Genomic DNA, 25,943 nt, shown 5'->3' on the forward strand with positions numbered 1-25,943 from the left:
TCTGCGAGATCAAGGACGCCTGACGGGTCGGACAGAACCGTCACACCGGATTGAGGATCCTCTGTTGGAGCCGATGGACCTCCGCCGACGGCTCCAACCCGAGTTCCTCTCTGAGAAGTTCGCGCAGGGCACGGATCGCGCCCAGGGCCTCGCCTCGACGCCCGCAACGGTGAAGCGCGTCAATCAACTGGAGGTGCCACCACTCGTTCAACGGATCGGAATTCACATGGTTGCGGACCTCGTCGACGACGTCGCGATATCCTCCCATCTTCATCATCGCCTCGATACGCAGTTCACAGAGACGATTACGCGTACCGTCGAGACGGACGCGTTCCGCCTCCAGGACATTTCCCTTGGGCACGTCCTCGAGCAGAGGCCCCCGCCACAGTTCGATCGCCTGGTCGAACCGGTCGACCGCCTCCTCGAAACGGCCAGCCCGCAGAAGCGTCTGGCCCTGGTGCCTGACCCGCTCGAAACGGAACAGGTCAAGCTGGTCCTCGGCCAGCGTGACCTGGTATCCCTGGCTCCGGGTGCGGAGCAGGTCCTTTCCGGCCTCGCGTCCCAGGGTGGCGCTCAACTGCCTCCTGATATGGAAGACATGTGTGCGCACCGTCTCCACCGCGGTCGCCGGAGCGGCGTCCCCCCACAACTCCTCGATGACGGAGTCGACCGTAACCATTTTTCCCGCGTGCGTCAGAAGCAACCCGAATAGCTGACGAACTTTTCTACCATTTAAGGAAACCCCCCGATCGCCCATCATTTCAAGTGATCCGAGGATTCGAAAGTAACACACCACGGCTCGCAGCCTTCCATTCAAGTTGCTTCCGAGAGTCGCCTCGCAGGCTTTCTCAATGGCATGGACATGTCAATGTCACCAAAGTGTGAATGGGGGATTATCCGAGGTCAGAAGTGTTCTTTGGGGGTGCCCACACCCCGCAGGAGCGTGTCCACGACGAGCGTCGCCTGCTTCTCCGGGTTGATCTGCTCCGGATCCGCGCGGGTGGACTCGTCCATCAGCGAGTAGTAGACCTTTCGCGCCCACTCGGTGTCGACGTCCTCACGCATGACGCCCGCCAACTTGCAACGCTCGAAGAGGTCCACGCAGCGCCGGGACACGTCCGCGTGGATCTCGGAGGTCACGGAGCCCTCGGCGACCGGTCGGCTCATCGCGAACCCCCAACTGGCCTTGACCCGCAGGACGTTCGCGGTCACGACGTACAGGGCGACCATCGGTGGGGTGGTTTCGGGGTTGGACGCCTCGACCGCGTTGGCGAACTGGCGGGACGCCCATTCGGTCAGCGCCTCAAGGAGTGCCTCCCTCGTGGTGAAGCGCCGGTGCACGGTGCTGCGCGCCACGCCGGCGGCTTCGGCGATCTGCTCCATCGAGACGGTGGGGTTCCGACTCAAGACCCTCTCCGCCGACTCCAGGATCGTCTGCACCGTGCGCTCCGCGTCCGCACGAAGTCGCTGTTCAGCCATGCGCTGCCCTCATCCTCTCCATGCCATGTCTGCTGCGTCCATCACTCCACATGATAGCTCACCCAAGACGCAGATAGACAAGTACTTGCGACACCACTGTCCTACTTGATACTTCTATAGCGGCACTGTCGATCCAGTTTGGTGGTCATCCGAAGCATGCAGTTGCGACTTGACGGCCAGGTGGCCGTCGTCACGGGTTCCAGCAGGGGCATTGGGCGAGCGATCGCCGAGGCCCTCGTCGAAGCGGGAGCGGACGTGGTCACCGGTGCTCGTGCCCCGGAGGCTCCGGTACGGGGCGCTTCCCACGCCTCGGTCGACCTCGGTTCACCCGACGGCCCCCAGGCGCTGGTGGACCTGGCGCTTCAGCGGTTCGGCGGCGTGGACCTCCTGGTCAACAACGTCGGTGGCGGGGCGGGGAACGGCGCGAGCGACTTCCTGTCCCTGGACGACGCGAGATGGGAAACCGCGCTGAACCTCAACCTCCTCAGCGCCGTCCGGACCACCCGGGCCGCGATGCCGAGCCTGCTCGAACGGGGCGGCTCGGTCGTCAACATCTCCTCGAACGCCGCGCACATGCCCTCGGCCGGACCCGTCCACTACACCGCGGCCAAGGCCGCGTTGACCTCGTTCGGCAAGGCACTGTCCGAGGAGTTCGGTCCGCGGGGAGTCAGGGTCAACACCGTCTCCCCCGGTCCGGTGCTCACCGATCTCTGGGCCGGACCGGACGGCTACGGGGCACGACTCGCCAAGCAGCAGGGCATCTCGCAGGAGGAGCTGCTGCGAAGGCTGCCCGAGGCCATGGGCATCACCACCGGCTCGCTCGTGCGCCCCGAGGAGATCGCCTCGCTGGTCGTCTACCTCGCCTCACCGCATGCGGCGTCGGTCAACGGGGCGGACTTCGTCGTGGACGGCGGTGCCCTCAAGTCCCTCTGACCCCAGGGACCCCGAAGGGGTCCGTTCAGCACAACACGAGAGGAACTCCCCGTGCCCAGTCCGACCCCCAAGAACAGAGGCCGCGCCCGGACCACGGCCGCGACCCTCGTCGCCGGAACCGTGTTCACGGCCTGCCTCATACCCGCGTCCCCGGCCTCGGCGTCGGCCGAAACCGACCACAGGCCGCCGGGCCCTCCCTTCAGACAGATCACCGGTAGCTTCCCGGAGCTGTACCCGGAGGGGATCGCCTGGGATCCCACCCGGAACGGCTTCATCGTCGGTTCGGCCCTGCACGGGAACCTGGCCCTGATCGAGCCCGGCGGCGAGACGGAGGAACTCGTTCCCAGCATCGGGCCCGTCTCCACCCTCGGAGTCCGTGTCGACACCGAACGCGACCGCGTCCTGGTCGCCTACAGCGACTTCTGGACCCGGCAGGAGATGGACACCGGTATGCCCCCGACCTCGGGGGTGGCCGCGTTCGACCTCCACACCCTGGAGCTGGTCTTCGACACCGAGATCTCCGGGAACCTGGACCGGACCTTCGGCAACGACCTCACCTACGACGCCGACGGAACCGTCTACGTGACCGACTCCGTCAGCCAGACCCTCTACGGGATCTCCACCGAGGGCGAGCCCGAGGTGGTGGCCGACGACCCCCGCTTCGCCGCGGACATGGTCGGGCTCAACGGCATCGTGTGGCACGAGGACGGCTACCTTCTCGCCGTCCGCTACGACAACGGAGAGCTCTTCCGTATCGACCTCGACGAGCCCCTGGGCAGCCGGGTCACCGAGGTGGAGCTGCCCGAGCCGATGCTCGGCACCGACGGCATCCGGCTCCGCCCCGACGGCTCCCTCTACGTCGTGACCAACTCCATCGGCGAGAACGCGGGCATCCCCAGTGGCACCGACGGCGTGACCGTGCTCCGTTCCGACGACGGCTGGGACAGCGCACGCATCGAGAGGAGCCACGAGCCCTGGCCGGTGGAGGGACCCACCAACATCGCCATCACCCCCTTCGGCGACTACGTCCTCAGCGGCAACGTGGGCGTGCTCATGGGCGGCGGGACCTCGGACACCTTCGTACTGCGGCGCCTCTGAGCCGCACGATCGATTGGCGGATTTTCACCATGCAACGATCACAAAGCCTTCTCTGGGTGACCCTGGCCACGGGAATCCCGATGGTCATGGTCTCCCTGGACAACCTCATCGTCACGATCGGACTGGCGTCGATCCGTGAGGACCTCGGCGTCGGACAGGACCTGCTCCAGTGGGTGGTCAACGCGTACGCGCTCTCCTTCGCGGGGTTCCTCCTCGCCGGAGCGGGCCTGGGAGACCGGTTCGGCCGACGCAGGATCTTCGTCGGCGGAATCGTGCTGTTCACCCTGGCATCCATCGCCTGCGCCATGTCCGAGTCCATCGGCACCCTCATCGCCGCCCGTGCGTTGCAGGGGCTGGGCGCGGCGGCGATCCTGCCCCTGTCGCTCACCCTCGTGGTCAGCTCCGTCCCCGAGGAACGGCGTAACCTCGCCATCGGCCTGTGGGGTGGGCTGAACGGACTCGGGATCGCGATGGGGCCCCTGGTCGGTGGCATCCTCACCGAGGCCCTGAGCTGGCACTGGATGTTCTGGATCAACCTGCCCATCGGTGTGCTGGCGGTCTTCCTGGTCCTGTGGGTGCTCCGTGAGAGCACGGGTGGGGAGCGCACCATCGACGTCCTCGGCACCCTGCTGGTGACGGCCACCGTCGTCATCGCGGTCTGGGCCATCGTGCAGGCCCATGAGGGCTGGACGCAGACGGTCGTCCTGGCTCTGGGACTGTCGGTCGTACTGCTCGCCGCCTTCCTCTTCTGGGAGTCGCGCACCTCCGCTCCGCTCATCCCGCTCACCATGTTCCGCAGCCGCGAGTTCGTGCTGAGCAACGTGGCCGCGTTCGCCATGTACTTCGGCGTGTTCGGCTCGATCTTCTACTTCGCCCAGTTCATGCAGGGCCCGGTCGGTTTCTCGCCCTTCCAGGCGGGTCTGGCCACCCTGCCCTGGACCATGGCTCCGATGATCGTCGTGCCGCTGGCCAGCCAGCTGATCAGCCGTGTCGGCACAGGACCGCTGATGGCCGCCGGTTCGGCGCTCCAGGCCGCTGGGCTCGGGTGGATCGCGTACGTCGCCGAACCGGGGGTGAACTACCTCGTTTTGGTCCCGGCGCTGTTGGCGGCGGGGGTCGGTATGGGCCTGATGTTCGCGGCGAACCCCGTCGCCATCATGGGTGCCGTCAAGCCGCACGAACAGGGCAAGGCCTCGGGCATCAACAACACGGTGCGGGAGTTCGGTGGCGCGCTCGGTATCGCCGTCCTCACCACCGTCTTCTCCTCGGCCTTCCTCGGGGCGTCCGCCACCAACGACTTCGACGACGCCTACATCGCCGGGATGCAGCCGGCGCTCTGGGTCGGGGTCGCGGTGGTCGTCGCCAGCGCCGTCTGTGCGCTGTTCGTCAGGGGCGGCCGGGAGCCGGAGCCCCAGGAGCAGGAGGAGACCGGACCACGCGCGAAGGAGACGATCTCGTGAGCACACTCGTCATCGGCGCTCTGGGTGGCACAGGACGTTTGGTCGTCGATGCGCTCGCGGCGACGGGTGCGTCCGTCATCGCTGGTGTCCACCACCCGAGGCAGGCGAACGCACCCGCGAAGCGGGGGGTCGAGCGCCGCTTCCTCGACCTCACGGGGGAGAGCGCGGAGATGGAGAAGGCGTTCTCGGGGGTGGACACCGTCGTCAACACCGCGGCGGCCCGCGACACCTCCCAAGCCGCGCGGGTGGACCGCGACGGAGCCGTCGCCGCGATGTCGATCGCTCAGCGGGTCGGCGTCACCCGGTGGATCCAGATCTCGATGGCCGGGGTCGACCGGCCCGAGGTCCTACCGGGGTTCCTGCTGGCGGCCGCGGAGGCGAAACGGGCGGCGGACGCGCGACTGGCGGACACGACGATGGCGTGGACGGTCATCCGGCCACCGTGGTTGACGGACGCGCCGGCCGGCGGCCGTATCGTCATCAACGACGTGGGCGGGGGGTCCCTCAGCCGGGCGGACCTCGCGGACACCGTCGTCGCCTCTCTCGGGGAGTCAGCGACGATCAACCGAACGTTCGAGGTCGCGAGCGGTCCGCTTCCCATCAGGGTGGCACTGGCCCGACTGACCTAGGAGCGGGGCCCCGGGGTCGGCCGTCAGTTCTCACAGACCTGACGGCCGACCCTTTCTGCTTGTCACCGGCCCCCAGAAAGACAAGGAGAGAATAACTTCAAATTCCTCACAAAACATAACCGCAGATCAATTGGCCTTCGGCGGACCCCCACCCCCCTAAACCCCAAAGCACCCCAGGTGTGACCCATAACACATTGCCGGCACAACTCCCCAAACATAGAATCAAAGGGCGGGACAAAACACCAAAACAAACATCCGCATCCGATGTATTCGCCGGCCCGATCTGCATCACAACAGATGACGGAATAGGATCGACGTGACCAAAACCATGGAACCCCCGACACGCCAAAAGACAAGAGTGGCTTCCTTTGGATGTTCGGAGTTCATCGATTCCATTGTACGCCGAGGTGATTTCGGTTTCACATTCACTGAAACCTTGGACTCCATCAGCGATCTGGTGAAGCTGTCCGACGTGGACCTGGTGCTGGTCGACGTCGACTCCCCCGATGACTCCCGACTCGCTCACCTCAGGAACGCTGTCAGAAGAATGTCGAACCTCCGGGTCATCCTTCTGGGGAGCGCAGAAAACCTGGATTCGATCGGAAGCTGGCTCAACCTGGGCGCCCACGGGTATCTCCACAAGGATGTGGCACCGGACATCATGGTCGACGTCATGCACGCGGCCCGGAAGCGCATAACCTCCCGCTCCCGTTCGATCCATTTGCCGATCCGACGCGTCGCCCCGCAAGAATTACAGGCCAGAAATCCGTTATCCAAGCGCGAGACAGAGATCCTCGCCCGCGTGGCCAACGCGAGGAGCAACCGACAGATCGCACGCGAACTGAACATCACCGAGGGCACGGTGAAGCGCCACATGAGGAATATATTCGTCAAGATCGGTGCCACTTCGCGGATCGACTCGATCAACAAGGCGATCGAGATCGGGGCGATATCCCGCTGACCTCCGGCGCTCCGGTGTCCGACACGCTCCAGGGGCCACGGGCCCGTGACCGGAGCGGGACACCGCCCCGGGGCCCGGTCCACGGTTATCGATGGCCGTGCCCGGCGTGTTCGTGTCCGATGCCGCCGTAGGTCGATCGACCACCCGACCAGGCGTCGAGAGCACGCGTCCAGCACCATCGCGCAGTACACCCCGCCGCCCCGGGCGGGTGCTCGGTGACATCAGCGACCCGGAGTCGGTCGTCCACGATGTCCTCTTCGGGGTCGCGTGGTCCCAGAATCCGGAAACCCGACTCGGACAAACGCAGGACGCACCAGATCCTCCAACCGACCCGGAACGAAGCACCGCCTCCACGTACGCGGAGCCCGGTCGCACGGGCGGACCGCCACGCCTCCCGTCACACCAGCACCGCCACGATCACAGTTCGACCACCACCGGGTTCATCACCTGCGCCTCCTCCTGGGAGAAGGCGGCCGTGCCCGTGACCTTCCCCAGGTCCGCGGAGGCGTTCTCGCCGAACGTGACGGCTGCGATCTCGGTGGTTGTGATCTCCAACTCGTAGAAGTCGGCCACGGGGTGAGGGTCACGGGGAGTACGCGCTCGTAGGGGCCGACACCGCGGACCTCACCGAGCTGGGCGGGTTCTCCTCCGGCCTCGGCTTCGCCGGGTAGGTCGCTGGTGAGGTCATCCTCGTGCCTGCTGTGGGCGCGCGGGTGGAGCACGAAGGAGTCGACGTGGGCCCTCAGGGGCCCGCGGCCAGATTGCGCGGACCTCGACGGACACGGCCGGTGGCCATAAGCGATACCTCGTCAAGCTCTCCAGCCTAGGGAGGCTGTCCTGCTTCACGAGTTCGCCCAGGTCAGACCATAGAAGAGCCAGCGAGGGGACTTGAACCCCTAACCTATCGCTTACAAGGCGATTGCTGAGGGTCCCGAACCGACCTGCGGAAAGGCCTGCGAACTTCCGGGTAAAACCCGCGAAGCGATGACTTCCAGGAAGTCCACCACTACGGACTGCTCCCCCTCCCCACCACCGATTCCGCGAACCCTGTGCACGACGAAGCGGCCCCGACAGCACCGGGACCGCTCCCACAGCTCAGCTCACACCCTCAGCGGGATCACCGCGGCCAGCCCACCCCTCCGCACCCGTTCGGGGATGGACACCACCCGGTACCCCGCCTGCCCGAACCACTTGTCACACACGAAGTGGTCCCCCTCCCACCGCGGCCGCGTACCGAGCGCCTCGGCCAGACGCACGACCTCACGCTCCTGGCGGTCGTCACACCCCTCGGGAAAGTAGGTGATCTCCACCCGGGCCATCTCCCCCACCGGCAGCTCCGGACGGGTCTCCAGATACATCACCAGCGTCCGCAGGTCCCCCAACAACCCCTGGCGCTCTCCCGGGTCCGCCACCGGCACCACGGGCTCCTTCCCGCGCCGACACCGGTCCTGGCCCCCAGCACCCTTCGTCGAGCACCAGCGCCTCCCGCCCCGGCACCACCAACTGGCGTTCTCATCCCAAGCCCACATGCGCACGCCTTCCCCGTCGGGTGAACCGCCCTTCACCCTCAGAAGAAGCCACCCGCACCCCTCGACTTGGACACCCCAGCGGCGAGAGCGGCGAGAACTTCCCGCGCCCACCCCTCCCCCACACGAACAGCAAGCCGCAGGACGCCATAAGTCGGGGCACCCGAACGAACACCCCGAACCGCCCCTGGCCTGCCCCGTCAGCGGCACCCACCCCGTTCGCACGCTTAGCCGAACACCCTGACGGCCGTCCTCAACGGGAAGAACAAGCGAGATCCATACACGCCAGTCCACCTCCGCGTGCGCGGAGCTTGGCGCTCTGAGCGGGGCGCGGTCGCGATGAGGTCTTCGCCACTGGCGGCATCATCCTGAGCCGGTCGGCGATCCTCTGTCAGGATCTGTCGATGCACCAGCGGCGGTGGCGGCCTCCCGGGGACCGTAGCCGTTCGGGCAGGTTACTTCACGGGATTCCGGTGCGGACGCGGAACAGGATCGCGTTGATGATGCGTCGGTGGTCATCCCACTTCTTGCCTTGGGCGCATCATCGGGCATGAGCGAGGCAGGCACGGCGCCAAGGCCGCCACCCAGCAGAACGAGGCATCAACCGTATCCGCGAAGACAACCGGTTCCCATGGCCCTTCCCGGTCCACGCGGGGCTGGGGACTCACTCTCCAGCCCCGCGTAGCCAGCGAAGAACTCAGTAGGACGCGGCCACCAACCGCACCCCCGTCAGACGACCTTCCACCACCGTGCACACGGCGTCGGCGAAGTCCGTGTAGCTGATGGAGCGACCGCGGAAGTCGCTCTCGTCGGCAGCCGGAGGCCACATGCTGTGGTTCCCCGTGCGGGGGCCCTCCGGGACGAAGGCGGGGGGTGGGATCAGGTACGCCCAGGGCGGACCGTCCTCCCGCGCCTCCAGGTGGGCGCGGAGTCTCGCGTGCGCTCGTCCCCGCGGCAGGGTGACCTCGGGGAACGACGGGTGCTGCCAGAAGCGTGTGCCGTCAGGCATCATCAACGCTCCCGCGCCGCCGATGGTCACGACGAGGACGGAGGCGTTCGCCGACGAGCGCGTCGCCTCGGTGACGCGCTCGTGCAGATCGACCAATGCCATCGGGTCGATGTCGCCGCGCAGTCGAACGGCGTTGACCACGACGTCCGCCTCGGCGGTGGCCCGTCGCAGGCTCTCCGTGTCGTCGATGTCCACGACGACTCCTGTCACCGATCCGTCCGACACCGGCAGCCGGGACAGGTCGTCCGGCTTCCGGAGGGCGGCGGTGGCCTGGACCTCCGGAGGGAGCTGTGTCAGGACCGCCGAACCAGCACGTCCGGTGGCTCCGAGAACGACGACCCGGGTCATGTGGCGGCGCTTTCCTTCCTGGAGAAGAGAGCGGACAGGGCGAGGAAGGCCACGGACAAGGCGAGCAGCCCCGCGAAACCAAGCAGGAGGAGACCGAAGTCGCCCGTGATCGACGCGATCAGCGGACCGATGCTCGCTCCGACGAAGAGGACGAAACCGTTGAGGGACATTCCACCAGCGCGGTCGGGGGCCGCCGCCTCGCCGAAGAGGGTGATCATCGCCGGAATGGCCAGAGCGATACCAATGACGAAGACCAGACTCGCCACACAGGTTCCGACGAGGGACTGGGACAGGAGCGCCTCGCCCGCCATACCCAAGGCCGCGACCAGGAACCCCGTTCGGGCGACGCCGGCCATGCCCATGCGTCGCGCGAGAGGGCCGGTGGCCAGCGCGGCGAACATCCCGGGCAGTCCGACCAAGCGCAGCAGGATGACACTCGACGGATCGAGACCGAGGTCGCCGAGGTGGGGACCGAGCGCCGTGTACATGCCCACGAACGTCAGCAGCAGGGCGATGTGGGCACAGCACAGCGTCAGGACGGACGGTTTCGTGGCGACCTTGCCCAGGGCCACGAAGCGGTGCCCGACGTGCCCCGAGACCTTCCGAGGGGGTTCGACGACGTTGAAGGCCATCGCCAGGCCCGCGCCGATCAGGACCGTTCCGCAGACGACGAACACCCAGGGCCAGCTGAACCAGAGGGACACGTACGAAGCGAATACCTGGCCGAAGATGCCCGCCACGAGGAAGGCGATGGAGACCGCTCCGATAGCGGAGGCCCGCCGCGCGGGAGGCGTCGCCTCGGCCAGGTAGGCCAGGGCCGCCGGCNAGTCCCTGGACACCGCGGAGCACGGCCAGCCACACGACCGACGTCGCGAAGGCGCAGGCGACCGTGGCGAGGGAGAGGACGAGGATCCCCGGCACCATGATCTTCTTGCGGCCGAACTGGTCCGACACGGGGCCCCAGATGAGGAAGCCCGTCGCGTAGCAGAGGCTGAAGCAGGTAGCGAGGGCGAACGTAACGTCGCCGCCGAACTCCTCACCGATGGGGCCGAGGAGGGGGATCGCGGAGTACAGCTGCGTCAGCACGAACAGGGCCGTGAAGACGAGTAACGCGACGGTGGCTCCGCTGGCCGGGTGGGAGGCGTCCCGCCCGGAGAACGAGGCCGTCTCGACGGGTGGCTGAGACTTGGGAGGCCTAGGGGGCACGGAAGCTCCTTTTCCAACGCTGGAGTTGGAAATGAGCGTAGTAGCATGAACCGCCCACAGCAACTCTTGCGTTGGATTTTTGTCGCGACCTGAGGAGACGTATGGCCTGGGACACGGAAGGCACGAAGCGCAAGATCAGGGAAGCAGCCGTCCGTGAGTTCGCCAGGTTCGGTCCCGACGGCACGACCATCGAGCGCGTCGCCAGGTCCGCCGGCGTGAACAAGGAGCGGGTGTACAACTACTTCGGAGACAAGCGGAGCCTCTTCTCCCACGTCCTCCGGGACGAGCTCGCAAAGGTCGCCCAGTCGCTCCCCGTCGAGTCCTTCGCCGTCGAGGACGTGGGTGAATACGCGGGGCGGGTGTACGACTACCACCGGGAGCGGCCAGAGCTCGCACGACTCATGCGCTGGGAGGGTCTGGCCTTCGAGGGTGAGGTTCCGGACGAGGAGCTGCGCCGTGAGTACTACGGATACAAGTCGGCGGCCATGGCCGATGGTCAGGCGCGGGGAACCATCACGACGTCGATCGAGGCCGACCACCTCATCTTCCTGATCCTGTCCCTCTCGGGATGGTGGTCGGCGGTTCCGCAGGTGGCACGCATGATGACCGGGCCTCCCACAGAACAGGAACACGCCAGGCGCCGCGCTTCCGTGGTGGAAGCGGCGCGGCGCCTGACGCGTACGCCCTGATACCAGTCCGTCGGCGTCAGGGCTTGTCGACGGGGGGAATCTCGATCGACCGGTGGCCCAGCTGACGCATGAGGTCGGCGAGGTCGAAGTGCGCAGACCGTTCGACGATCATGTCGCCCTCGAACCGGTCGATGCCAATCGCCGTGAAGTCAGCCTTGTTCCCGCTGGGTGGCAGGCCGCGAAAGGCGCCCATCTGGGTCCCGACGCAGCGGACCCGGCTGACGACGACGTCGCCCTCCGCGATCTGCTCCTGCACACGGTCGTCCATGTCGGGGAACGTCGTTCTGAAGGCACGGACCCAGGTGCGGACACCTTCGGGTCCCCGGAGGTCGAACTGGGGCCAGTAGAAGTGAGGGGCGAAGATCTCGTCCGCGAGCTCCAGACGGTTGTCCGTGATGATCTCCTCGAACAGGACGGCGGCGCGTCGCTTGCGTCGTTCGATGGTCGCTTCGTCGGTCATGCGGGAACTCCCGAGGTCGTCGAATAGGTGGTCAGATATGTCGCGATGGTCGGAGCGACAAGATCGTTCGTGGAGATGAAGAAGTGCCCCCCGTCGAATTCGTCGAACGTGACCCGCCCCGTGCTGTGCTCGACCCATCCACGTGCCTCGTCTGGCCGTGCCAACGGGTCGGAGCGCCCAGTTAAGACGTGGAGCGCCGCAGCCACGGGAGCCTGGTCGCGGAGCTCGTGCAGCTGATCGCTGAACTCGATGTCCCGACGCAGCCGGTTAGCCGCCATACGGCGCAGACCGGGGTTGGCGAGGAACTCCGGCGGAACGCCGCCCCAGGAGGCGACCTGCTCGAGTAGTTCCTCGTCCGATCGTGGCCTCGCCCGCGGCACCCGGGTTCGGCCCGTACCGGAAGGTCTGCGGCCGGAGACGAAGCAGCAGGCCGGTCCACGTCCGAGCCTCTCGGTGGTCCGGGCCACTTGGAGAGCCAAGGCAGCTCCGAAGCTGTGCCCCAGAACGCACCACGGGCCGTCCACGTTATCCAGGATGGACTCCCCGAAGAAGGAGACCAGATCGTCGACCGAGCGCACCGCCCGGGAAGGAGCCTCTCCCCGCCCGGGAACGTCGAGCGGAATCACCTCGGCCACGTCGGCCAGTAGGTCTCCGAGCGCGGCGTAGGCCGTGGACGCGGTCCCACCCGCGTGAGCCAGGCAGAACAGCTTGACGCGCTCAGACAACGTACTGGCCATGCGAAGCCTGCCGTTCCGTCTCGAGCCGCATGTCGATCCTCGCGTAGTCGGCCTCCATCAGCGCCACGGCCTCGTCCAGGCCCATCACGGTCGGGAGGTCGAAAGTCTGGACGATGGTCTCCACGCGGTCCCGGAGAGACCCGCTGATCACACGCAGGGGGATGCCGAGTTCCTCCACCGTCGTTCGCAACAGCGAATCGCAGTACCGGCGGAACTCCTCATTCATTGGCCGATGGTTGTCGTTGGTGATCGGCCGTTCGTTCTCCAGGTGCACCATGGCGTCGTAGTTGGCCCGCACGTGCTGCCGGAAGGCATGCCCGTACTGCTCGACGACCTCAGCGAAGAAACCCATCTCGGGTCGGTCTGTCTCGTTGGGGAGGTCGGGGTCGGTCGGGTTCATGCCGAAGCGGAGCCGGGCGTGGCCGTAGGCCCATTCCTGGAGAGACGAACCGTCCGACAGATAGTGCTGACCGAGCTCGGCCTCTGCCACAGCACGACCACAGTGGCGGCGCATCATCAGCTGGAGGAACTCGGCCGGTGTCACCTCAGCGAGCTTCTTGCCGGGAACCGCGTCCGGCATGATCTCACGGATCGCCTTAGCCAGTGTGCGGGGAATCCCCGTGTAGTGGGCCAGGCACATCGTCGTGGACGTCTTGCCCACAGAGTATGTCCCGGAGATGGAAAGTCTCATGATGCCGTCTCCTCGTAGGATTTCGAGACCCGGTGAGCAAAAGCGGCTGTCATGGCCACGGTCCCTGCCTCTCCCCGGAGTTCTGCGTTACGCCACTGGCCGTCAGGCATGTCCAGCAGCTGGTGGTCGGAGATCACAAGGGACACGGCACCGGTGTCCCGAGCCGTCGAGGACGAGTCCCCCTGACGCAGGACAACCTGCTGCATCCACAGGGTGTCCGAGCTCGATCGGTCAAGGCCGTCGAGCTCGTAGAGCAGCACCTGCGCCAGCTGTAGCAGCGTCACGAAGCCGTCGACCACTGTCACCCTTGACGGTTGGCGTGATCCCAGGCCCGCGGCGTGGTCAACCTTCTGGAGCTTGACATCGGCGCGACAGCGCAGCACGTTCAGGTCGACGTCCACGTTCTCGATCAACTGGTCCTCCTGACGAAAGCCAGTTCCCCAGTACCTGTCGGCGCGGCCGCCCAGGGTGGACCAGTCGTCGACGTCGCTCTCCGTGCCCGCGGGGTGTTCGACCTGAACGCGGGCCAGCATGGGCCCGACGCGCGTGTCGAAGGTGGAGACGACCCGCTTTTCGTCGTCCTGTGGCGTCGACTTTGAGACGGTGGCCGTCAGCGGGACACCGACCAGGTCCTCCTGTGGACTTGTGCCGGCCCTGATGACCACCTTCCGAATCCAGGCGGCGCCGATATCGTCCTCAGATAATCCGAATTTTCGTTCAAGCAACGTCTCGGCGCACCGTGCTCCGATCACCATCACGTCGATGGTCGAAAGATGGGGCGTCAGGTCGTCGCCGACATCCTTCTTCGACCAGTCAGCCGGGTAGTTGACGTCGACAGTGGCGCGGAAACCCTCATCGGTAACCACCGGAGTACTGAATGAATACACCGATCGGCGGTATCCTGCGCCGAAGAACCGCTCACCGGCTGGCCCTAGATAATCGTCGATCGAATTCAGGAGCAACTTCGACGTCACGTCAGCCTTCCTTGTTCGCGGAGTTCTCAGGTGCGGAAGCAGCGTCTTGGTAGGCCTCAACCAAGTCACCGACGCTGTGAATGTCGACGATGGCGTGGCTGCCATCGGAGAAGGGATCGAGATTGAGGTCGCGTTCGAGGGCAACGATGAGACGCGCCATCATGATAGAGTTCAGACCCAGGTCATTGAGTGGGTCACTCGCCGTGATGGGGTCGTCCTCGATGGCATCACCAAGGAGGGATCTGATGTGGGTCACCACTTCTTCGGCGATGGTCGAGGTTATCAACATGTCAATCCTCCGTCGATGGTGAGGGACTGTCCGGTCACGAAACTCGCTCCCGGTGAGATGAAGTATTCGATGGTCGATACCACGTCGTCAGGAGTTCCGAGCTGTCCCAGTGGGGTACGGCGCTTGATGCGTTCGAGGTTTTCGGGAGTAACCTCCGCGGACAGATCACTCGCAAAGTATCCCGGAACGATGGTGTTGACCCGGATTCCGTCGGCGCCGAGTTCACGGGCCAAACTCGCCGTGAGGCCGTGGAGGCCCGCCTTGGCCGCCGAGTAGCTAGCGACACCGCGGTGGCCGCGGATAGCGTTAATCGAGGAGATGTTGATGATCGACCCACCGTGTCCGAGCATAGCTCGAGCACACGCCTTGGTGGTGTGTAGGACACCGGTGAGGTTTACTTGGACCATCTACTCACTCGTTGCGGGCGTCTCCATGGCGAAGAGCCCCTGGTGTAACGCACCCGCGTTGTTGACAAGGAGTTCGAGCCGTGTGTTCTTGGGAATGGCGCGAACTGCGTTCGTGACGGTCGTGTGGTCCGTAACGTCGACTTCTCTCCACTGTGCGGTGTCTGGATGGTTCTTCGTCAGACACTTGGTCTCGTCATTTTCTCGACGGGACCAGAGTTCAACGTGCCAGCCGCGTGATAGCAGGAATTCCGCAATCTTCGATCCGAGTTTCCCAGAGGCACCGGTGACGACCGCACACCGATTCGTTTCAGTTCTCTCATCAGTGGTCATGCACGCACCTTCTTGAATCTCTCGGAGTGGTGTTCGTCTTCGGAGATCTCGATGTGGACCGGCACCTTGTACTCCTCGAGCCGGTTGCCACAGTGCCGCACCACAGCCTTCTCCAGATCCACGGCGGAGTAGCCTTCCACAGGCTTGATCCGCGCCTGGACGACCTGACCGGTCACCGGGTTCTTGCGACCGGAGACCGTCACGTCCGCCACATTCGGGACCTCGAGGATCACGGACTCGACCTCGTTCGGATATACCTTGAGACCGCCAACATTGATGATCTCGCTGCGGCGTCCGAGGATCTTGACGTAGTCGCCATCCACTTCCACTTGGTCTTGGGTGTTGAAGTAACCGTCATCGTCGAACGAGTACGGTGCGTTGAGGTAGCCGAGCATCGCCTTGTCGGACTTCACCCAGAGAACCCCGTCGATCACCTTGTAGTCGAATCCGGCACCTCCGAGCTTGACCCATAGAGAGTCGTTGGAACGTGATTTTGTGGACATGATGCCGAGCTCGGAGAGGCCGTACGTCTGCTTGAGTCGAACATTGGGTAGTTCTGTGTGGAGTTTCCGGAGTGTCTGCTCCGGCATGGGCTCCGTCCCATAGGTGATGACCTCGAGACTCGATAGGTCATAGGCCTTGAGTTTCTGTCCGATCAGACACATCGTGAGAAATGTTGGAGTCGCGGGAAGTACCTGGACACGCGCATCCTGAACTACCCGAAGAACGTCGTCAGGATTTCGTCCTGGTGTTGTGATGACAGTTCCACCATGGGCCAGAGCGTGCAGCAGAGTATTTATACCACCAATGTGATCGAAATTGAGGAACGTCATCGTTCGCCGCGCGCGCTTGTTCTCAGAGAGATGGGTTTCGGTCAAACTCTCAAGGTTGAGGACGGAAGCTTTGCTCTGGCCAGTGGTACCCGAACTAAAAAGAACGAGGCCGGCGTTTCGCTGATCTCTCAGCTTGTTGTAGATATTGTTGTCTGCTTTCCGCCCGGTTGTCGAAACCGTGGAGCCTGCCCCCCAAAGGTCGATCACATGTTCCGTGGCGCTGATCTCCATGAACTCTTGCTGTTTGACTTCTGTTGACGGGCTCAACGGAACACAGATCGCCCGGATCCGGAGAAGAGCAAGGAGAGCTGCAACGCCTTCCGTGCTGTAATCGGCCTGAAGTGACACGACAGACCCTTCTGAAATCCCAGCATCGGCCAACCGTTCCACCCATCGAGCCTCTTCATCCAGTAGCTCGCCATACGTGGACACCACGTTTCCCGCCACGATGGCATCAGCATCACTGACGGAAGTCATTACCTCTTTGAGTGCTTTCATCGTTGGACCTCCCTGGGCACGACGGCCGGCGCGTCGTGTCATCTTATGCGTTTGACTGAGGCACGGATAATGCATTATGAGACAATGCCAACGCTTGCGTTGGAACAAGTCTCCGAGAGGAACGCTGATTCTGTCAACCCACTTGATGCCACTCAAAGTGATTGGCCGAGTGCTAAGCGTTGTGAAGGGCGACTTGTCGAGCGACACGGGAGAGCAAGCGCGGCACTCGCAAGGAAGAAATTGCAGCTAGGAGCCCTAGATGATTCATGGGTTACTGCACTGGGGGCGGACTGCAATGGCGCTTGTTGCCCTTGTCACACCTTGCCAATGGCTTTGCGATGTGAAATTTTTAGCCAGAGTGTCAGGATTTCAAGATCAGAATATGTCCGAAGTCGGCCACTTCGTTTTCCTTCTATCTTCACGCTTCTGTGGTAAAAGCGGTGACGAGGCTTGTTCGGAGATAGCCACGGACCCCGGAGTCCTCGTGCCCTGCCGAGGAACGAACGCCAGGCCTGAACGGGTTGTGGGGTTATATCCGGGCTCTGACATGCAAAAACGGGCACGGGCCTGAGGGATCATGGAGGTATCGAGACACCACTATCCGTAAAACCACATGCCCGATGCGCTATCCCCCGTGGTCCGTGCCTCTCCTCCATCCCATTCGCGCAACCATTCGCCGCCGCAGGCGAACCCTCGGACTGATAGGTCATCTGTCCACCATCAACATCCCGCATGCTCCATGTGACCGCCGCTACGGCCTACCCGCCCTGCTCGACCAGCTCGATGACGACCGACTCCAGAGGGCGCTGGTTGTTTCGTTCCGGGTGTGATGGAGGCTCTGGCACGAAACACGGATGGTTACGCCGGTGCTCAGTGGGCGAGTAGCTCTTGGAAGAGCTTGCGCGTGGCAGCGCTGGGACGGGCGCGCATGGCCTCAACGAGTTGGTGCGTGATAGCGGGTGAGGTTTCACTGGAGAGCCGTGGCATGCTCTGGTCGTGACGATCAAGGTCAATCGTGCGGTCCTGGCCCACCCCTGGCTCACCGGTATCTCCCAGCATCACCTGGCCGCCCTCATCGAGGAACTGGCCCACTCCTGGGAAACGGCCGTCGAAGGCCACCGGCACCGGCTCCGGGGCGGGAAGAGGAAACGGGCCGACGGTGCCGGTGCCCGGCACCGTCTGGTCTTCGTCGACCGCCTGACGGCCACCTTGATCCACCTGCGCCACGACCTGCCGCACGCGGTCCTGGAGCTGTTGTTCGGGGCCGATCGTTCCACCCTCACACGGGCCGTGGGCCAGATCCGCGCCCCTGTCGGCCGAGCGTGGGTGCGCGGTCCCGAACCGTGCGGGGGTGCGTCTGCGCACCTTGCAGGACGTGTTCGCCTACGCCCAGACCGAAGGCGTGGAGCTACGGTTGGACGCCACCGAGATCCAGGTGCGCAGGCCCCTGGCGGGTCGGGGCGGTCGGCGGGCGTTCGCCTCGGGAAAGAAGGAGCAGAACACGATGAAGGCCACCGTCGTGGCCGACCACCGCGGGCGCACTCTGTGGACCGACGCGATGCGACCAGGGAGGATGCACGACGCCACCGCGGTACGCACCGAGGGCATCGACGCCTGCTTCAGGCATTTCCCCGACGTGGAGGTCCTACTGGACGACGGCTACCTCGGTCTGCGCCGCGACCACCCCGGGAAGGCCATCACCCCACCGCGCACACCGAACAAGAGTGCTCTGCCCGAGTTCCACGAACGGTGGAAACACCACCGTCACACGCACTCCTCGGACCGCATCACCGTCGAGCACGCCCTGGCCGACCACAAGCGCTGGAAGCAACTGGTGCGCTGGACCCATCGGCGCGAGAACCTCCCGGCCACCTACCGGGCCATCGCCGGATTGGTCTCCGACCGCACCGCGCACACCTGACAAACACGGCAGACAAGACCACCATGTCTCACCCGCTATCACGCACCAACTCGTAAGCCGGCCAGGCCCCGTCTCAGCCGTGGCCGTCCATAGCCAGCGCCCGCGCTGCGACGCATAGGTATGACTACTCAGGTGTGTGGCCGCGCCACAGCCCAGACTGTGGGCATGGCGAACACCGTGCGCGAACCCGAGACCTTCCTCCACCATCACCGCTGGCTCGCGATCCCGCTGTGGATCGCGGGGGTGGCCGTGGTGGGGTGGGGTGCCCTCATGCTCCTCATGGGGGCGTACATGGCCACGGCCAACGGATCACACCCCTGGGACGGCCCGCTGCTGTCCACCGCCCTGTACCTGTTCTACGCGGCGCTGCCGGTGTCGCTCCTGCACCTGGTGCTGGTGTTGGTCGGGCACCGCGCACGCTACGGCTCCCGGATCGCTGGTGTGCTGCTCCTGATCCTGTTGGCGGTGGCGTTCGGAGCGATCCTCGTCTCCGCCGATCTTGAACCCATGTAGACAGACGCCGCGCTGATGGGCCGGGCACACCAACGGCTTGGCTCCTACCTCGCCTGGATCCGTCCTCACACAGTGTCGTCTCTTCGAGAGCCTCACAGCGCTGCTGTGAGTGCTGACAGCGGTACCGGCCCCCGCTGTCAGCACTCGCCTGGCCACACCCGTCTCAGGCGCTGCGGTCCATGACCTGGTCGTAATGGCGCTGCGCACGTGAAGCCGCAGCCGACCGGCCGTAGTGGCGCAGCATCTGCCGCGAGTCCCACCCGTTGAGCTCCATCAGGACCCCCTCGGCGCCGCCGTTATCCAGGTAGCGGTGCGAGAAGTCGTGCCGGAAGCGGTGCGGGTGCACGTGCTCCACACCCGCGCGCGTGGCCCGACGGCGGAGCATCTGGTAGATGCCTGACTTCGTCAGCGCCCCACCTTTGGCGGAGAGCCACAGGCGGGGCAGACTCGCGTTCTCATGCCTGCTGCGGGTGCGCAGGTAGCGGTCCAGGACCATCGCGGTCCGCTTGGTGAAGCGCACCCACCGGATCCTGCCGCCCTTGCCGGTGACCCGCGCCCGACGCTTGTCCAGGTCCACGTCGTCGGTGGTGAGGTTGGTCAACTCCTGGAGGCGCACACCCGTGTCCGCCAGCAGCCGCATGAGGGCCAGGTCGCGGCGCGCGAGGAAGTCCCTACCCTCGGCTGTGCTCAGGATCCTGGTGATCTCGTCCTGCTCGAAGACCGGGACCGGCTCCGGTGTCACCTTGGGTGGCTTCATCTTGCGCATGGGGTTGGCGATCTCCTCTTCGTCGGCCAACCACTTGAAGAACTGCTGCAGGCACCGGTACTGGTTGTTGACGTAGGCGTCCTTGTGCTGGCGGTGGCGCAGCCGCACCAGCCAGGAACGCAGGTGCACTCGGGAGACCAGCTCCCAGTCGCGCACGGGCTCGAAGCGCAGCATGTCAGCACTGGTGTCAGCGTCGGTATCGAAGCGGGTGTCGATGTCGGTGGGCTGACCGCCGGTCAGCAGGTGCTCGGCGGCGAACCAGCGCACGGCGTCGGCGTACATCGTGACGGTGTTGTCGCGTTTGCCCTCGGAGCGCAGGTGGAGCACGAAGGAGTCGACGTGGGCCCTCAGGGGCCCGCGGCCAGGTTGCGCGGACCTCGGCGGATACGGCCAGTAGCCATAAGCGATACCTCGTCAAGCTCTCCAGCCTAGGGAGGCTGTCCTGCTTCACGAGTTCGCCCAGGTCAGACCATGTAAGAGCCAGCGAGGGGACTTGAACCCCTAACCTATCGCTTACAAGGCGATTGCTCTGCCAATTGAGCTACGCTGGCGGGCTGCCGCGACCGTGGTCTCGGCCGCGCCCCGGAGAAATGGTACCGGTTCAGACACCGACCGGCCTACTCGGATACGCCTTGGGCGCCGAGACGGCCTCCCCGGCTCCCGGCTTCTCCCCGGTCCGGCAAAGAAGCCGCAGGCGACACCCGCGGCCCGGTTAGCCACCCTCCCACCCGGAAACGACAGGGGGAAATGCCCCCAAACGGGGGCGGAGAGGTGGAAGGGACATGGCTGGCAACAGGGGTGTGGTGTACCAGGGCGGGGGCCGGGTCGAGGTCGAGGACATCGACTACCCCGAGTTCGTCCTCAGGGACGGTCCGGGGGTCAACCCCGCGAACGTCGGACGCGAGGTCCGGCACGGGGCGATCCTGAAGGTCGTGGCCACCAACATCTGCGGAAGCGACCAGCACATGGTGCGGGGACGCACCACGGCGCCCGAGGGGCTGGTGCTGGGCCACGAGATCACCGGCGAGGTGATCGAGACGGGGCCCGACGTCGAGTTCGTACGGGTCGGCGACCTCGTCTCGGTGCCGTTCAACATCTCCTGCGGTCGCTGCCGGAACTGCAAGGCCCGGCGGACGGAGATCTGCCTCAACGTCAACCCCGACCGCCCCGGCTCCGCCTACGGCTACGTCGACATGGGCGGCTGGGTCGGCGGACAGGCCAGGTACGCGCTGGTGCCCTACGCCGACTGGAACCTGCTGAAGTTCCCCGACCGCGACCAGGCGATGGAGAGGATCCTCGACCTGACGATGCTCTCGGACATCTTCCCGACGGGCTACCACGGCTGCGTCACCGCGGGTGTGGGCATCGGGTCGAGCGTCTACGTCGCGGGGGCCGGGCCCGTGGGGCTGGCCGCGGCGGCGTCGGCCCACCTGCTCGGCGCGGCGGTGGTGATCGTGGGCGACATGAAGGAGGAGCGGCTGGCCCAGGCCCGCAGCTTCGGGTGCGAGACGGTCAACGTGGCCGAGGGCGACCCGGGCGAGCAGATCGAACGCATCCTCGGCGTCCCCGAGGTGGACTGCGCGGTGGACGCGGTCGGTTTCGAGGCCCACGGGACCGGTGAGGGGGCCGCGGAGGAGGCGCCCGCCAGCGTCCTCAACACCGCCATGGGCGTGACCAGGGCCGGAGGGTCGATCGGCATCCCGGGCCTGTACGTCACCGGGGACCCCGGAGCGTCCGACGAGGCCGCCAAGGAGGGTTCCCTGTCGATCCGGTTCGGACTGGGCTGGTCCAAGTCGCACGCCTTCTTCACCGGCCAGTGCCCGGTCATGAAGTACCACCGGGAGCTGATGGAGGCGATCCTGCACGAGCGCGTGCGTATCGCCGAGGCCGTCAACGCCGTGCCGATCCGCATGGAGGACGCCCCGGAGGGCTACGAGTCCTTCGACAGGGGCGCGGCCAGCAAGTACGTGCTCGACCCGAACGGGTTCCTCGGCACGTGAGGGCCGGGAGGGGTCAGGCGTCGCGGTGCTCGCGCAGCATGCGCAGCACCGCCTCCTCCACTCCGCCCTGGGTGGCGAGCTCCCCGACGGGGATCCCCCTGCCCAGCTCCGGCAGGGAGGCGGCGACCGTCACCCCCCGCTCCTGCAACCGGAAGACCCGCGGGTCGATGTAGGAGTCCCTGGCCACCGCCTCGGTGTTGCCCAGGTAGTCGGCCACCTCGCGTACCACGTGCGCCCGCAGGCGGGTTCGGGCCTCTCGTCGTCCCCGGGGACGGCCACGGCCACGCCGAGCGCGGCCAGGACCGTCGCGTGCCACGTACGGAACTCCTTGACCGTGTGCTCCTCCCCGGCGATCTCGCGCAGGTAGGAGTTGAGGTCGTCGGTGTTCACGTCGTGCCAGCCGTCCCCGGCGCGGTGGGCGAACAGGTCCTGTCCGGGCGAACGCACGCGCTGGAGGGAGGCGACCACCCGGCGGATGTCGGGTTCGGCGCACTCGACGCGGTGGCCCCTGCCGGACTTGCCCGGGAACTCGAACACGACCGTGCCGCGGGATCGGTGGACGTGCTCGCGCAGCAGACTCGCGACTCCGTAGGAGTCGTTGCGGGCCGCGTAGGCCTCTCCCCCCGCCCTCAGGAAACCCAGGTCGACCAGGCGGACGGCCGCCGCCAGGACGCGTTCACGCCCCAGTCCGCGGCGGCGCAGATGCTCGGTCAGCGTGTCCCTGATCCCGGGCAGCAACTCCGCGAAGTCGAGCATCCGGTCGTACTTGGCCTCCTCGCTCCTGCGCCGCCACTCCCGGTGGTAGAGGTACTGGCGGCGCCCCGCGTCGTCGGTGCCGCAGGCCTGGATGTGCCCCTCCGGGGAGGGACAGATCCACACGTCGTGCCAGCCCGGCGGCACCACGAGCTCCCTGATGCGCCGGACCTCGTCGGGGTCGGTGACCGGTCTTCCGTCGGGGTCGTGGTAGCGGTACCCGCGTCCGCGCCGGACACGGGTGATCCCCGGCTGGGACGGGTCACTGCGTCGCAGACTCATACCGGCGCTCCGGCGGCCACGGGTGTTCTCCCGCTCAGGACCGGCCCCGGTCGGGCGGGCGTTCCGCGCTCCGGGGCACCGCGTCCACGTGGGCCGCGTCGGCCCCGGGGTCCGCACCGCCCTCGGGACCGGCGCCCTCGTGCTCCTCTTCCTCCCCCTCCATTCCCTGGAGACGGTCCTTGAGGAGCTCCAGCACGTCCATGCGGTCGGCGTGGCTCTCCTCGTAGGCGATGAGCTCGCGTACGCACTCCGCGGAAAGGGAGCGGACGCGTTCGTCGAGCGCTCCGATCGACAGGTCGTCGTAGTCGGGAACGGAAGGCGTGGCCGCCGACATGTCGCTCACCTGCTTCCCTCCGCCGATGGTGGGGTGTGGCCGCACAGCTACCCATGCGGCCGGAGGGGAAACGGCGGGGTCAGCTGTCCTCGGCGCGGCGGCGGGCCACCTCGTAGAGGGACACCCCGGCGGCCACGGAGGCGTTCAGTGACTCCGCGTTGCCGATCGGGATGCTCGCGACCACGTCGCAGGTCTCACGTACCAGGCGGGACAGGCCCCGCCCTTCCGAACCCACCACGACCACCAGCGGGCCGGTGGCCAGCTCCAGGTCCGGAACCCGGGTGTCGCCCCCGGCGTCGAGGCCGACGACGAACAGGCCCTCCTTCTTGAAGCCCTCCAGGGCCCGGGTGAGGTTGGTGGCCTGGGCCACGGGCAGCCGGGCGAGGGTACCCGCCGAGGTCTTCCACGCGGTCATGTTGACCCCGGCCGCGCGACGCTCCGGGATGAGCAGACCGTGCGCGCCGAACGCGGCGGCCGAACGCGCGATGGCACCCAGGTTGTGCGGGTCGGTGACCCCGTCCAGGGCGACGATCAGCGGCGGGGTGTCCGACTCCAGCGCGACGTCCAGCAGGGCTTCGGGCGCCCGGTACTGGTAGGGCCGCACCTGGAGCGCGATCCCCTGGTGCGCGGCGTCGGGCTGGCCGTTGCTCTCACAACGCCGGTCGAGTTCGGCGCGGGAGACCTCGACCACGTCCACGCCCCGTTCCCCGGCGAGGCGGGCGGCCTCGTTGACCCGGTCGTCGGGGTCGAGGCTGTTGGCCAGGAACAGGCGTGTGGCGGGCATGCCCGCACGCAGCGCCTCCACCACCGGGTTGCGCCCGACGAGCAGGTCGGAGTTGCTGGGACGGCGGCGCTCGGCCTGCGGCGGCTGGCCACCGGAGGACGCGGGGCGCCGGGCGGCCTTGGCCCGCTGCTTGCCCCCGTACCAGTGCCGCTGCTCCGCGGGCAGGGTGCCGCTCTTCCCCTCCAGCGAGCGACGGCCCTTGCCGCCGCTGCCCTTGGTCGGGCCCTTCTTGCTCTTCTTCGCCGGCATGGTCGCCGCCTCCCCGTACGTGTCGCGGGCATGCCGGAGGCGCGGGGCATCCGGCTGGTGGAATGTCGCCTGCCTGCGCGAGCGCGGCGGCAAACCCCCAGACTATCGCCGCCGCGCCACCGCACGCGTCCGTCTCAGCCGCGGCGCAGGTCCCAGCGGGGGCCGTCCGGGGTGTCCTCGACCACGATGCCCGCCTCGGTGAGCTGGTCGCGGATGGCGTCGGCCGCCGCGTAGTCCTTGCGTCCCCTGGCCGCCTGACGCTGTTCCAGGGCGACCGCCACCAGCGCGTCCACGACCTCGCGCAGTCCCTGCTCCCCGCTGGCCCACTGCTCGCTGAGCGGGTCCAGGCCGAGGACGCCGAGCATGGTGCGCAGCTCACCGGCGATCTCGGCGATCCGCTCCTTGCCCCCGGCGGCCAGGGCCGTGTTGCCCTCGCGGACGTGTCCGTGCACGACGGCGAGGGCCTGGGAGACGCCGAGGTCGTCGTTGAGCGCGGACGCGAACTCCGCGGGCACGTCGGCGGCCGGGACGATCTCGCCCAGCACCTCGGACGCGCGGGTGAGGAAGCCCTCGATGCGCTGGTAGGCGGTGGCCGCCTCCTGGAGGGCGGCGTCGGAGTAGTCGATGACCGAACGGTAGTGCACCTGACCGAGGTAGTACCGCAGCTCGACCGGGCGGACCTTCCGGACCATCTGCGGGATGAGCAGGGAGTTACCCAGGGACTTGCTCATCTTCTCGCCGCCGACGACGAGGAGCCCGTTGTGCAGCCAGTACTGGGCGAAGCCGTCACCGGCGGCGCGGGACTGGGCGAGCTCGTTCTCGTGGTGCGGGAAGACCAGGTCCAGGCCGCCACCGTGGATGTCGAAGCTGGGGCCGAGGTACTTGGTGGCCATCGCCGAGCACTCCAGGTGCCACCCGGGGCGTCCACGGCCCCACGGGGTGGCCCAGCTGGGCTCACCCGGTTTGGCGCCCTTCCAGAGCGCGAAGTCGCGGGGGTCGCGCTTGTCCCGGTCGGGGTCGGAGTCGGCCGACTCCACGACCTGGTCCAGGCGCTGGTTGGACAGGCAGCCGTAGGGCGGGTAGGAGCGCACGTCGAAGTAGACGTCACCGGAACCGTCGGAGGCGGCGTAGGCGTGCCCCTCGTCGATGAGGCGGCGGATGAGGTCGATCATCTCGGGCACGTGCCCGGTGGCCCGCGGCTCGACGGTGGGCGGCAGGCAGCCCAGGACCTCGTACGCCCACGTGAACGCGCGCTGGTTGCGCTCGCTGACCTGCCACCAGGGCACGCCCTCGTCCGCCGCCACCCTGATGATCTTGTCGTCGATGTCGGTGACGTTGCGGCAGAAGGTGACGTCGTACCCCAGGTGCGTCAGCCAGCGGCGCAGGATGTCGAAGTTCACCCCGGAGCGGATGTGTCCGATGTGCGGGGGTGCCTGCACCGTGGCACCACACAGGTACAGGGAGGCGGTCCCCTCCCGCAGGGGGACGAACTCGCGGACCTGTCGGGCACTGGTGTCATAGAAGCGCAGACTCACGTTGTCAAGCGTATCTGCTTTCCCCGCGGAACGATGTCACAAACCAGGAACCCCAAGCTGGCGGAAGGCCTCTCGGACATACCCGAGTGCGTATATGTGATTAGCCGTATTCGGCCAGGCGGGGTGTGAGATGACCCCGCTCCGAAGCCCGCCGCCGCGGATCTTCCGATCACCACTCCCTGCATATTCCGACAGAACACCACAGAACGCCTGCGGTCGGCTCGTCGGGAAGCAGCCATAATCAGACGG

General features: G+C 66.4%; 26 protein-coding genes, 1 tRNA gene and 2 pseudogenes. 9 read left to right on the forward strand and 20 right to left on the reverse strand.

Translation table 11 applies throughout. The annotated features are described in order from the left end of the window. Positions 1-40: 40 nt before the first annotated feature. Together D455_RS30865 and D455_RS0117950 are read right to left on the reverse strand one after the other, a co-directional pair. Entirely contained in the window at positions 41-760 is a 720-nt protein-coding gene (locus D455_RS30865; RefSeq protein WP_040684959.1) for a BTAD domain-containing putative transcriptional regulator, read from the reverse strand. A gap of 143 nt (positions 761-903) precedes the next feature. After that, positions 904-1,479 (reverse strand): TetR/AcrR family transcriptional regulator, encoded by a 576-nt coding sequence (locus tag D455_RS0117950; protein ID WP_017572091.1) that lies wholly within the window; start codon positions 1,477-1,479, stop codon positions 904-906. 156 nt (positions 1,480-1,635) lie between these two features. On the opposite strand from D455_RS0117950, the gene D455_RS0117955 reads away from it, so the two are divergent. The 5 genes from D455_RS0117955 to D455_RS30875 all read left to right on the forward strand — a co-directional run bounded on the left by D455_RS0117955 (position 1,636) and on the right by D455_RS30875 (position 6,560). After that, complete coding sequence (locus tag D455_RS0117955) at positions 1,636-2,412, forward strand: oxidoreductase (protein ID WP_026122735.1); 777 nt, start codon at positions 1,636-1,638, stop codon at positions 2,410-2,412. Positions 2,413-2,463: 51 nt separating this feature from the next. Further along, a complete protein-coding gene (locus D455_RS0117960) occupies positions 2,464-3,510 on the forward strand; it encodes an SMP-30/gluconolactonase/LRE family protein (protein WP_017572093.1) in 1,047 nt (348 codons plus the stop codon). A gap of 29 nt (positions 3,511-3,539) precedes the next feature. Next, positions 3,540-4,970, forward strand: a complete 1,431-nt coding sequence (locus tag D455_RS30870) for an MFS transporter (protein WP_040684960.1) — start codon at positions 3,540-3,542, stop codon at positions 4,968-4,970. Next, positions 4,967-5,599, forward strand: a complete 633-nt coding sequence (locus D455_RS0117970; protein WP_017572095.1) for an NAD(P)H-binding protein — start codon at positions 4,967-4,969, stop codon at positions 5,597-5,599. The genes D455_RS30870 and D455_RS0117970 overlap by 4 nt, the downstream gene beginning before the upstream one ends. A gap of 328 nt (positions 5,600-5,927) precedes the next feature. After that, entirely contained in the window at positions 5,928-6,560 is a 633-nt protein-coding gene (locus D455_RS30875) for a LuxR C-terminal-related transcriptional regulator (RefSeq protein ID WP_206539273.1), read from the forward strand. 417 nt (positions 6,561-6,977) lie between these two features. Here the strand turns inward: D455_RS30875 and D455_RS34230 are convergent, their stop codons facing one another. The 4 genes and pseudogenes from D455_RS34230 to D455_RS30880 form a co-directional block, all read right to left on the reverse strand. Continuing rightward, entirely contained in the window at positions 6,978-7,133 is a 156-nt protein-coding gene (locus tag D455_RS34230; RefSeq protein ID WP_017572097.1) for a hypothetical protein, read from the reverse strand. Positions 7,134-7,660: 527 nt separating this feature from the next. Then, the gene (locus D455_RS0117985) at positions 7,661-7,972 is read right to left on the reverse strand and encodes a hypothetical protein (RefSeq protein WP_241480272.1); all 312 of its coding nucleotides are present in this window, start codon (positions 7,970-7,972) and stop codon (positions 7,661-7,663) included. 811 nt (positions 7,973-8,783) lie between these two features. Beyond that, on the reverse strand, positions 8,784-9,443 hold the full coding sequence (locus D455_RS0117990; RefSeq protein WP_017572099.1) for an NAD(P)-dependent oxidoreductase: 660 nt from the start codon (positions 9,441-9,443) through the stop codon (positions 8,784-8,786). Then, a pseudogene (locus tag D455_RS30880) lies at positions 9,440-10,649 on the reverse strand (MFS transporter). Before D455_RS30880 ends, D455_RS0117990 begins: the two are co-directional and overlap by 4 nt. A gap of 101 nt (positions 10,650-10,750) precedes the next feature. On the opposite strand from D455_RS30880, the gene D455_RS0118000 reads away from it, so the two are divergent. Continuing rightward, the gene (locus D455_RS0118000) at positions 10,751-11,338 is read left to right on the forward strand and encodes a TetR family transcriptional regulator (RefSeq protein ID WP_017572103.1); all 588 of its coding nucleotides are present in this window, start codon (positions 10,751-10,753) and stop codon (positions 11,336-11,338) included. A gap of 16 nt (positions 11,339-11,354) precedes the next feature. Here D455_RS0118000 and D455_RS0118005 read toward each other — a convergent pair whose 3' ends face one another. The 8 genes and pseudogenes from D455_RS0118005 to D455_RS34885 all read right to left on the reverse strand — a co-directional run bounded on the left by D455_RS0118005 (position 11,355) and on the right by D455_RS34885 (position 17,796). Beyond that, the gene (locus D455_RS0118005) at positions 11,355-11,798 is read right to left on the reverse strand and encodes an ester cyclase (RefSeq protein ID WP_017572104.1); all 444 of its coding nucleotides are present in this window, start codon (positions 11,796-11,798) and stop codon (positions 11,355-11,357) included. Further along, positions 11,795-12,535, reverse strand: coding sequence for a thioesterase II family protein (locus tag D455_RS0118010; RefSeq protein ID WP_017572105.1), 741 nt, complete (start codon positions 12,533-12,535; stop codon positions 11,795-11,797). Before D455_RS0118010 ends, D455_RS0118005 begins: the two co-directional genes overlap by 4 nt. Further along, a complete protein-coding gene (locus D455_RS0118015) occupies positions 12,516-13,226 on the reverse strand; it encodes an AAA family ATPase (protein ID WP_017572106.1) in 711 nt (236 codons plus the stop codon). Before D455_RS0118015 ends, D455_RS0118010 begins: the two co-directional genes overlap by 20 nt. After that, positions 13,223-14,200, reverse strand: coding sequence for an AvrD family protein (locus tag D455_RS0118020; RefSeq protein WP_026122737.1), 978 nt, complete (start codon positions 14,198-14,200; stop codon positions 13,223-13,225). Before D455_RS0118020 ends, D455_RS0118015 begins: the two co-directional genes overlap by 4 nt. Position 14,201: 1 nt before the next feature. Next, positions 14,202-14,489 carry an acyl carrier protein gene (locus D455_RS0118025; RefSeq protein WP_017572108.1) on the reverse strand — a complete coding sequence of 96 codons (288 nt, stop codon included), beginning with the start codon at positions 14,487-14,489 and terminating at the stop codon, positions 14,202-14,204. Beyond that, positions 14,483-15,226: pseudogene (locus tag D455_RS35470) on the reverse strand (SDR family NAD(P)-dependent oxidoreductase). Before D455_RS35470 ends, D455_RS0118025 begins: the two are co-directional and overlap by 7 nt. Further along, complete coding sequence (locus tag D455_RS30885) at positions 15,223-16,557, reverse strand: class I adenylate-forming enzyme family protein (RefSeq protein ID WP_040684961.1); 1,335 nt, start codon at positions 16,555-16,557, stop codon at positions 15,223-15,225. The pseudogene D455_RS35470 and the gene D455_RS30885 overlap by 4 nt, the downstream one beginning before the upstream one ends. A gap of 870 nt (positions 16,558-17,427) precedes the next feature. Continuing rightward, positions 17,428-17,796 (reverse strand): hypothetical protein, encoded by a 369-nt coding sequence (locus tag D455_RS34885; RefSeq protein ID WP_017572110.1) that lies wholly within the window; start codon positions 17,794-17,796, stop codon positions 17,428-17,430. Between the two features lie 112 nt (positions 17,797-17,908). On the opposite strand from D455_RS34885, the gene D455_RS34890 reads away from it, so the two are divergent. Together D455_RS34890 and D455_RS0118040 are read left to right on the forward strand one after the other, a co-directional pair. Next, the gene (locus D455_RS34890; protein WP_017572111.1) at positions 17,909-18,478 is read left to right on the forward strand and encodes a transposase family protein; all 570 of its coding nucleotides are present in this window, start codon (positions 17,909-17,911) and stop codon (positions 18,476-18,478) included. Positions 18,479-18,643: 165 nt separating this feature from the next. Next, entirely contained in the window at positions 18,644-18,991 is a 348-nt protein-coding gene (locus D455_RS0118040) for a hypothetical protein (RefSeq protein ID WP_017572112.1), read from the forward strand. A gap of 163 nt (positions 18,992-19,154) precedes the next feature. Here D455_RS0118040 and D455_RS0118045 read toward each other — a convergent pair whose 3' ends face one another. Next, on the reverse strand, positions 19,155-20,084 hold the full coding sequence (locus D455_RS0118045) for a tyrosine-type recombinase/integrase (RefSeq protein ID WP_017572113.1): 930 nt from the start codon (positions 20,082-20,084) through the stop codon (positions 19,155-19,157). Positions 20,085-20,235: 151 nt separating this feature from the next. Then, a tRNA-Thr gene (locus D455_RS0118050) sits at positions 20,236-20,308 on the reverse strand. 231 nt (positions 20,309-20,539) lie between these two features. On the opposite strand from D455_RS0118050, the gene fdhA reads away from it, so the two are divergent. Next, complete coding sequence (gene fdhA, locus D455_RS0118055) at positions 20,540-21,757, forward strand: formaldehyde dehydrogenase, glutathione-independent (RefSeq protein WP_026122738.1); 1,218 nt, start codon at positions 20,540-20,542, stop codon at positions 21,755-21,757. A 129-nt stretch (positions 21,758-21,886) separates the two neighbouring features. Here the strand turns inward: fdhA and D455_RS30895 are convergent, their stop codons facing one another. The 4 genes from D455_RS30895 to cysS all read right to left on the reverse strand — a co-directional run bounded on the left by D455_RS30895 (position 21,887) and on the right by cysS (position 25,694). Next, positions 21,887-22,792: a DNA topoisomerase IB gene (locus D455_RS30895; protein WP_241480273.1), complete on the reverse strand. Its 906-nt coding sequence runs from the start codon at positions 22,790-22,792 to the stop codon at positions 21,887-21,889. Between the two features lie 34 nt (positions 22,793-22,826). Next, positions 22,827-23,126, reverse strand: a complete 300-nt coding sequence (locus D455_RS0118065) for a hypothetical protein (protein ID WP_040684964.1) — start codon at positions 23,124-23,126, stop codon at positions 22,827-22,829. 79 nt (positions 23,127-23,205) lie between these two features. Further along, entirely contained in the window at positions 23,206-24,159 is a 954-nt protein-coding gene (gene rlmB, locus D455_RS0118070) for a 23S rRNA (guanosine(2251)-2'-O)-methyltransferase RlmB (protein ID WP_017572117.1), read from the reverse strand. Between the two features lie 134 nt (positions 24,160-24,293). Continuing rightward, positions 24,294-25,694, reverse strand: coding sequence for a cysteine--tRNA ligase (cysS, locus tag D455_RS0118075; RefSeq protein ID WP_017572118.1), 1,401 nt, complete (start codon positions 25,692-25,694; stop codon positions 24,294-24,296). Positions 25,695-25,943: the final 249 nt, after the last annotated feature.

The sequence above is a fragment of the Nocardiopsis halotolerans DSM 44410 genome (assembly GCF_000341065.1).
GTDB lineage: Bacteria > Actinomycetota > Actinomycetes > Streptosporangiales > Streptosporangiaceae > Nocardiopsis > Nocardiopsis halotolerans.

Excerpts from the sequence above, each read along its gene's own strand:
- D455_RS30865 (WP_040684959.1), bottom strand. The coding sequence starts at position 760 with ATGATGGGCGATCGGGGGGTTTCCTTAAATGGTAGAAAAGTTCGTCAG.
- D455_RS0117950 (WP_017572091.1), bottom strand. The coding sequence starts at position 1,479 with ATGGCTGAACAGCGACTTCGTGCGGACGCGGAGCGCACGGTGCAGACG.
- D455_RS0117955 (WP_026122735.1), top strand. The coding sequence starts at position 1,636 with ATGCAGTTGCGACTTGACGGCCAGGTGGCCGTCGTCACGGGTTCCAGC.
- D455_RS30870 (WP_040684960.1), top strand. The coding sequence starts at position 3,540 with ATGCAACGATCACAAAGCCTTCTCTGGGTGACCCTGGCCACGGGAATC.
- D455_RS30875 (WP_206539273.1), top strand. The coding sequence starts at position 5,928 with ATGGAACCCCCGACACGCCAAAAGACAAGAGTGGCTTCCTTTGGATGT.
- D455_RS0117990 (WP_017572099.1), bottom strand. The coding sequence starts at position 9,443 with ATGACCCGGGTCGTCGTTCTCGGAGCCACCGGACGTGCTGGTTCGGCG.
- D455_RS0118000 (WP_017572103.1), top strand. The coding sequence starts at position 10,751 with ATGGCCTGGGACACGGAAGGCACGAAGCGCAAGATCAGGGAAGCAGCC.
- D455_RS0118005 (WP_017572104.1), bottom strand. The coding sequence starts at position 11,798 with ATGACCGACGAAGCGACCATCGAACGACGCAAGCGACGCGCCGCCGTC.
- D455_RS0118010 (WP_017572105.1), bottom strand. The coding sequence starts at position 12,535 with ATGGCCAGTACGTTGTCTGAGCGCGTCAAGCTGTTCTGCCTGGCTCAC.
- D455_RS0118015 (WP_017572106.1), bottom strand. The coding sequence starts at position 13,226 with ATGAGACTTTCCATCTCCGGGACATACTCTGTGGGCAAGACGTCCACG.
- D455_RS0118025 (WP_017572108.1), bottom strand. The coding sequence starts at position 14,489 with ATGTTGATAACCTCGACCATCGCCGAAGAAGTGGTGACCCACATCAGA.
- D455_RS30885 (WP_040684961.1), bottom strand. The coding sequence starts at position 16,557 with ATGAAAGCACTCAAAGAGGTAATGACTTCCGTCAGTGATGCTGATGCC.
- D455_RS0118040 (WP_017572112.1), top strand. The coding sequence starts at position 18,644 with ATGGCGAACACCGTGCGCGAACCCGAGACCTTCCTCCACCATCACCGC.
- fdhA (WP_026122738.1), top strand. The coding sequence starts at position 20,540 with ATGGCTGGCAACAGGGGTGTGGTGTACCAGGGCGGGGGCCGGGTCGAG.
- D455_RS30895 (WP_241480273.1), bottom strand. The coding sequence starts at position 22,792 with ATGAGTCTGCGACGCAGTGACCCGTCCCAGCCGGGGATCACCCGTGTC.
- D455_RS0118065 (WP_040684964.1), bottom strand. The coding sequence starts at position 23,126 with ATGTCGGCGGCCACGCCTTCCGTTCCCGACTACGACGACCTGTCGATC.
- rlmB (WP_017572117.1), bottom strand. The coding sequence starts at position 24,159 with ATGCCGGCGAAGAAGAGCAAGAAGGGCCCGACCAAGGGCAGCGGCGGC.